This window comes from Protofrankia sp. CiP1_Cm_nod3 (assembly GCF_982290655.1).
In genome coordinates this window covers 14,140-21,390 of the sequence record NZ_CEVIVD010000043.1, presented here as the reverse complement: position 1 = coordinate 21,390, position 7,251 = coordinate 14,140, and the positions used below count along the sequence as shown (strand labels likewise).

Sequence of the window (7,251 nt, the reverse complement as noted above, 5' to 3'; positions counted from 1 at the left end):
TCTCGGACGCAGAGGCCGGCGGGCGTCTCGCCAGCCGGCCACGCCGCGCCCGGCCACGCCGCCGGCCGGGCATGACGCCAGGGCACCGCCGCCGTGGTGGTGCTTCTCGCCGCCGTATCGTCGCCATGGCGGTGCTCATCGCCGTCAGCGCCGCCGCTCTTGTTGCCGCCACCCGCGGCGGAGACCTGTCCGAGGCCGGCGCCCGTCCGCTCGGCCCGCCGCTGACCGGCCCCACCGGCCCTGCCGGCTGGGTGCTCTCGGTGGTGTTCTCCCCGAACGAGCAGGTGCTGGCCAGCAGCAGCCGGGACGGCACGGTGCGGCTGTGGGACATCACCGACCGTGCCCACCCTCGTCTGCTCGGCAGGCCGCTGACCGGCCCCACCGACGGGGTGACGTCGGTGGCGTTCTCCCCGGACGGCCACACCCTGGCCGGCGGCAGCTGGGACCGCACGATATGGCTGTGGGACGTGACGGACCTCGCCGCCCCCCGTCCGCTTGCCGGGCCGATAGCCGGCCACACCGACGCCGTCACGGCGGTGGCGTTCTCCCCGGACGGAAAAATCCTGGCCAGCGGCAGCCGGGACAGGACGGTGCGGTTGTGGGACGTCACCGACCGGTCCGATCCACGCCCGCTCGGCGAGCCGCTGATCAGCCATTCCGATGCCGTGGTGTCGGTGGCGTTCTCCCCGGATGGCCGTGCCCTGGCCAGCGCCGGCTACGACAACACGGTGCGGCTGTGGGATCTGACCGACCGTTCCCGTCCGCGCCTGTTCGGCTCCCCGCTGGTCGGCCACACCGCGTTCGTGTTCTCGGTGGCGTTCTCCCCGGATGGCCATGTTCTGGCCAGCGGTGGCTTCGACGGGACGATCAGGCTGTGGAATGTCACCGACCGTTCCGACCCGCATCTGATTGGTGATCCTCTGCGGGTCTCCACCAGCACCACCGTGCGCTCGGTGGCCTTCTCCCCGAACGGTCGTACGCTGGCCAGCGGCAGTTTCGAGGGGATGGTCCGGCTGTGGGACATCGCCGATCCTTCCAGGCCGCGCCCACTCGGTGGCCCCCTGACCGGCCACCAGGACTGGGTGCTGTCGGTGGCGTTCTCCCCGGACGGCCGTACGCTGGCCAGCGGCAGCCGGGACAACACGGTGCGGCTGTGGAAGCTGCGCTGACCGGGCGTCGTTTTCCGGTGGTGCTGGCCGGCACGCGGTCAGCCACCTGGCCGGTTCAGCGCAGCTGGACGGCGATCAGACAGGTGTCGTCGTCGGTGTCGGGGGTGGTGTGGCGCAGGAGATGGTCGGCATACCGCTGGAGGTCGGCGATCGGCCGGCCGGCGGCCAGGACCAGGGTGTCCAGCGTCTCGTCGAGGGCGGTCCCGCGTTGTTCGACGAGGCCGTCGGTGAACAGCAGGACGCCGTCGCCGGGCCGCAGCGCGGTGGCGGTCTCCTCGTAGGCGCTGTGTGGGTCCGCCCCGAGGAGGACGCCGGCCGGCAGCGGGAGCATGGCGGCGTCGCCGTCACGGACCAGGACGGGCGGCAGGTGCCCGGCGCATGCCCAGCGCAGCATACGGGTGGCCGGATCGTACAGACCGCAGACGGCGGTACCGGTGACGTCGTCGGTGAGGTGGTAGGCGACGTCGTTGAGCCAGCGCAGCAGCTGGGCCGGCCCCGCCCCGGTCATGGCGAGCCCACGCAGGCTGTTGCGTAACGTGACCATGCCGGTGACAGCTCTGATCCCGTGCCCGGCGATGTCACCGACGGCGAGAAGGACCTCCCCGGAGGGCAGGACGACCGCGTCGTACCAGTCGCCGCCGACCAGATGGTCCTGGTTGGCCGGCCGGTAGCGGACGGCGATGTCGAGCCCGCCGTTCTCGACCGGATCGGCCGAGAACGGCGTGATGGCCCGTTGCAGCTGGATGGCCAGCCGCTGCTGGTCGTCGGCCCGCTGTTCGGTGTCGGCGAGCTGGTTGCGGGTGGCGGCGAGGGCGACCTGGGTGTGGTAGAGAGTCGAAAGATCCTGGTATGTGCCGCGGACGGCGACCAGGGTGCCGGCGGTGTCCGTGACGGGCTCGGCGAACGCGCGTATCTGCCGGATCGCGCCGTCGGCCCGCAGCAGCCGGAACGTCGTGGCGGCCGGCCGTGCCTGGTCGAACAGCACGTCACGGAAACGGCCGACAGCAGCGAGATCATCGGCATGGACGTAGGCGTCCAGCCCCTGCAGGGAGACGGGCGCTTCCGGCGCATCCGGCGCCAGCCGGAACAGCGTGAAGGTGTGGTCGGTCCAGCGCACGTCACCGGTGAGCATGTCCTGCTGCCAGCCGCCGAGCTCACCGAGCCGCTGGGCGTGCTGGAGGATGGTGGTCAGCCCGTCGGTGTCGTCGGTCCGCCGCCAGGTCAGCGCGATGCCGTCGAGGAACCGGCCGATACGCACGTCCATCTCCGTCGCGACGATCCGGCCGCCGACGATGACGTGGACGGGCAGGCCGTCGGCCTGGTACGGCCGGCCGGTGCGCAGCACGTCCACGGCCTGCCCGAACAGCCCGTCCAGGACGGTCATCAGCGGATGGAGGTGGGACAGCCGGCGGCCGACGAGGTCACGGGGCTCCCGGCCGGCCGGGTCGACGAACCCTTCGCTGACGTGGTCGATCTGGAAGTCGACGATCCGCCCGTCATGGTCACGGACGGCGTGGGCGACGAGGGCGGAGCGCAGCAGGGCGTCCAGCAGGGCGGGCAGCCACGAGCCGTGGCGTCCCCAGGCGCGTTCCCCCTGGGCCGCCCCGAGGCTGCCGGCGCAGACCCCGGCCAGCGTCAGCAGCTGGTGGCGCAGCGCGGGAGTGAACTCCTCGAGGGGCTGCGGCCAGCAGATCTCCATCGCCCCCAGCAGTGCCCCGGCGTCGGTCAGCGGCAGCGCCACCCGGGCGCCGCGCCATCGCCCGACCAGCGGGATCCGGTCCGGCAGGTGGCGGGCTGCCGGCCACCACCGGGGGCAGCCGTCCTGGGCGACCCGCTGGGCCGGGCAGTCCATCTGCGGCGGGATGCGCTGCCAGCGGCTTGCCTCCAGGGCGCCGAGCCCCGCCTCGCCGGCGAGCTCCAGCGCGCCGTCCGGTTCGATCATCCACAGTGCCACGGCCACGGCTCCCAGCGGGGCGAGGGCCTCCTCCATCGTTGCCGCGGCGATCCGCTGCCCGTCCACGGCCGGCGCTGCCGGGGCCTCGGTCGGCTGCGCCGGCTGCTGCCGGGGCGGCCGCGCCGCGCCCAGCGCGAGCGCGTCGTCCGCCCGCTGGCCGACCACGTCGGCGGCAAGCTCCGCCAGGGGCATCCCGGACCGGGCCGCCAGGTGGGTGAGCTGCCTGGCCGCCTCACCGGGGGAGCAGCGCAGGCGCTCGGTCAGGACGCCGATCGCGAGATCCACCAGGGCTTCGGTGGCGGCCTGCGCCCGCACCGCCTCGAGTTCGCTCTGCTGACGGACGATCAGCGCGGTCAGACGCGCCACCTGGTCGTCGCCGGCCGGGCCGGTCGGTCGCTGCGTTCCCACGTACGTCCCTCACTGGTTCGGGTGCCGCCGGCCCTCACTGCTTCGGGTGCCGCCGGCACGCGGGCTCAAAGGCCCCCCAGCGCGGACATCCTCGCACGAACGCCGCCGCGCGGACGAAGCCCCTGCGGTCCGCTGTTCTCCCGCTGTTCGTTTCTGTCCCGTGGTTCTCCTCTGCCCCGTGCTTCTCCGGTCCCTGGCAGCGAGGGCCGAAGATGACGCGACAGTGCCTGTCCAGACTGTTGCCTGTCCGGTCTGTTCGGCGCATGGTCGATGCGTGCTCGGTGGCTGGTCGGTATCTGTCCGCGTCGATTACGGGCCTCGCTTCCGAGGCCGCTCGGGAAAACCATAGGACATCAGAAAACTGAGCCGAGGGTGTTGTCCGTTTCACCCTGGTTTGCGAATCGTCGAACTCTCTAACGTGGAACACGGGACCGGCCGGCTGTCCGGGCCGGCGGCCGACGAGCGGGGTGTTGTACCGGTGGGTGAGGCTACGAACTCGGAGCGGGCGAACTCGGAGCGGGTAACGGCGCGCGGGCGGGACGAGCCCGCGCTGCGTCAGCTTCTCGCCGGTCTGGCGGCGGTGCGTGGCGGGGACTTCCGCGCGCGTCTGCCCCATGGCGACGACCCGCTCATGAACGAGATCGCCGACGTGTTCAACGGCATGACCGACCAGCTTTCCATGATCGCTTCCGGGGTGGCGAGAGCGGCCCGGGAGGTCGGCGTGGAGGGCAGGCTCGGCCGTCGCCTCCGGGCGCCGGACGTGCCCGGCGCCTGGCGGGAGCTCATCGAGTCGACCAACATGGCGGTGGGCAACCTCGGCAGCCAGGTCCGTGACATCTCCCAGGTGGCGGCGGCGGTGGCCCGCGGCGATCTCTCCCAGAAGATCACGGTGGACGCGCGCGGGGAGATCCTGGAGCTGAAGAACACGATCAACACGATGGTCGACCAGTTGTCGTCGTTCGCCGGTGAGGTCACCCGGGTGGCCCGGGAGGTCGGCACCGAGGGACGGCTGGGCGGGCAGGCCTTCCCCGGGGTGGGCGGAACGTGGCGGGACCTCACCGACTCGGTGAACTTCATGGCCGGCAACCTCACCGGCCAGGTCCGTTCCATCTCCCAGGTGGCGGCGGCGGTGGCCCGCGGCGATCTCTCCCAGAAGATCACGGTGGACGCGCGCGGGGAGATCCTGGAGCTGAAGAACACGATCAACACGATGGTCGACCAGTTGTCGTCGTTCGCCGGTGAGGTCACCCGGGTGGCCCGGGAGGTCGGCACCGAGGGACGGCTGGGCGGGCAGGCCGACGTCAAGGGCGTCTCGGGCACGTGGAAGGACCTCACCGAGTCCGTCAACGTCATGGCGGCCAACCTCACCGTCCAGGTCCGCTCCATCGCCGAGGTCACCACATCGGTGGCCAAGGGCGACCTGACCCAGAAGATCCGGGTGGACGCGCGCGGGGAGATCCTGGAGCTCAAGGAGACCATCAACACGATGGTCGACCGGTTGTCGTCGTTCGCCGACGAGGTCATCCGGGTGGCGGGCGAGGTGGGGACGCAGGGCAACCTCGGCGGGCAGGCCGTCGCGCGGGGCGTCTCCGGCACCTGGCGGGATCTCACCGACAACGTCAACTCGATGGCCAGCAACCTGACCAGCCAGGTCCGCAACATCGCCCAGGTCACCACCGCCGTGGCCCGGGGCGACCTGTCGAAGAAGATCGACGTCGACGCCCGTGGGGAGATCCTGGAGCTCAAGACCACCATCAACACGATGGTCGACCAGCTGTCGTCCTTTGCCGCGGAGGTCACCCGGGTCGCCCGCGAGGTCGGCACCGAGGGGATACTCGGCGGGCAGGCCGAGGTCGAGGGCGTCTCGGGGACGTGGAAGCGGCTGACGGAGAACGTCAACGAGCTTGCCGGCAACCTCACCCGTCAGGTGCGTGCGATCGCCGCGGTGACCAGCGCGGTCGCGGCCGGTGACCTCACCGGGGCGGTCTCGGTGGAGGCGCGGGGGGAGGTCGCCGAGCTCAAGGACAATATCAACGCGATGGTGCGGTCGCTGTACGAGACCACGCGCGCCAACCAGGAGCAGGACTGGCTGAAGACCAACCTGGCCCGCATATCCGGTCTGATGCAGAAACACCGTGACCTCGACACCGTCACGGAACTGGTCATGGACGAGCTCGCCCCGCTGGTCGGCGCCCAGTACGGCACGTTCTTCCTGGCCGGCTCCAGCTCCGGCTCCGGCGCCGCGCCCGCGCTGCGCCTGATCGCCAGCTTCGGCTACCAGGCCCATCCCGACGTGCCGCGCGAGTTCGGCCTGGGAGAGTCCCTGGTCGGGCAGGTGGCCAGAACCAGGCGGTCGATTTTCGTCGACCGGACCCCGGCGCATTATGTGAAGATCTCGTCCAGTCTCGGCCATGCCGGGCCGGTCAATCTGATCGTGCTGCCCGTCCTCTTCGAGGACCATGTGCTCGGTGTCATCGAGCTCGCCTCCTTCACCCCGTTCACGCAGGTGCACCGGGATTTCCTGGACCGGCTGATGGACATCATCGGTGTCAATATCAACATTATTGTCGCCAACTCCCGCACCGACGCGCTGCTGGCGGAGTCGCAACGTCTCGCAGCCGAGCTGCGGGCACGTTCCGAAGAACTCCAGAGCCGGCAGGACGAGCTGCAGCGTTCCAACGCCGAACTGGCGGAGAAGGCGGCTCTGCTGGCTCGCCAGAACCACGACATCGAAGTCAAGAACTTCGAGATCGAGCAGGCCCGACAGGAAATCGAGGAACGGGCCCGGCAGCTCGGCCTGTCGTCCAGGTACAAGTCGGAGTTCCTCGCCAACATGTCCCATGAGCTGCGCACGCCGTTGAACAGCCTGCTCATCCTGGCGCGGCTGCTGGCGCAGAACCCGGCGAACAACCTCAGCCCGAAGGAGGTCGAGTACGCCAACGTCATCCACTCCGCCGGCTCCGATCTCCTGCAGCTCATCAACGACATCCTCGACCTGTCGAAGGTCGAGGCCGGGAAGATCGACGTCCATCTGGAGCGTTTCGCCCTCGGCGCGCTCCTCGACGACGTCCGGGGCATCTTCTGCCCGGTCATCGAGGAGAAGGGCCTGCGGTTCGCCGTCGACGTCGCCCCCGACGTGCCGGACGCGCTGGTCAGCGACCAGCATCGTCTGTTGCAGGTGCTGCGCAACCTGCTGTCCAACGCGGTCAAGTTCACCCAGCGGGGCGGGGTGGAACTCCGGATACGGATGGTCAGCGGCCGCGTGCTCGACGACGAACGACGCCCGGCCGTCGCGTTCGCGGTGACCGACACGGGCATCGGTATCGCCGAGGAGAACCTGGACCGGCTTTTCGGGGCCTTTCAGCAGGGTGACGGCAGCACCAGCCGCAGATTCGGCGGGACCGGCCTGGGCCTGTCCATCGCGCGTGAGGTCGCGGCTCTGCTCGGCGGTGTGATCCGTGTCCAGAGCGAGTTCGGGAAGGGCAGTACCTTCACCCTCTATCTGCCGCTGTCCTCGCCAGGGGCGATCGGTGAGAAGGCCCATGGCGCCACGCAGCCGGCCGTTTCCGGCCCGCCGGCGCCCGCGGCCCCGCCGCTGCCGCTGCCGCCCGTCCCGTCCAGTTTGTCCAGTTCGCCAAGTTCGTACAGTTCACCCATTTCGCACAGTGCACCTGGTTCATCCGACGTGTCCGGCTCGCAGGCGCCCGTGTCCGCGCCGAT

At 70.6% G+C, this 7,251-nt stretch carries 3 protein-coding genes; 2 read left to right on the top strand and 1 reads right to left on the bottom strand.

Features of this window, described 5'->3' with window-relative positions:
* Nucleotides 1-1,169 (top strand): WD40 repeat domain-containing protein (locus AC5LUJ_RS10875; protein WP_493464873.1); only part of this gene is annotated, 1,169 nt, incomplete at its 5' end.
* A 55-nt stretch (nucleotides 1,170-1,224) separates the two neighbouring features.
* Here AC5LUJ_RS10875 and AC5LUJ_RS10870 read toward each other — a convergent pair.
* Entirely contained in the window at nucleotides 1,225-3,531 is a 2,307-nt protein-coding gene (locus AC5LUJ_RS10870) for a SpoIIE family protein phosphatase (RefSeq protein ID WP_493464872.1), read from the bottom strand.
* Nucleotides 3,532-4,009: 478 nt separating this feature from the next.
* Between AC5LUJ_RS10870 and AC5LUJ_RS10865 the strand changes: the two genes are divergently transcribed.
* On the top strand, nucleotides 4,010-7,251 hold a 3,242-nt coding region (locus AC5LUJ_RS10865), incomplete at its 3' end, for a HAMP domain-containing protein (RefSeq protein WP_493464871.1).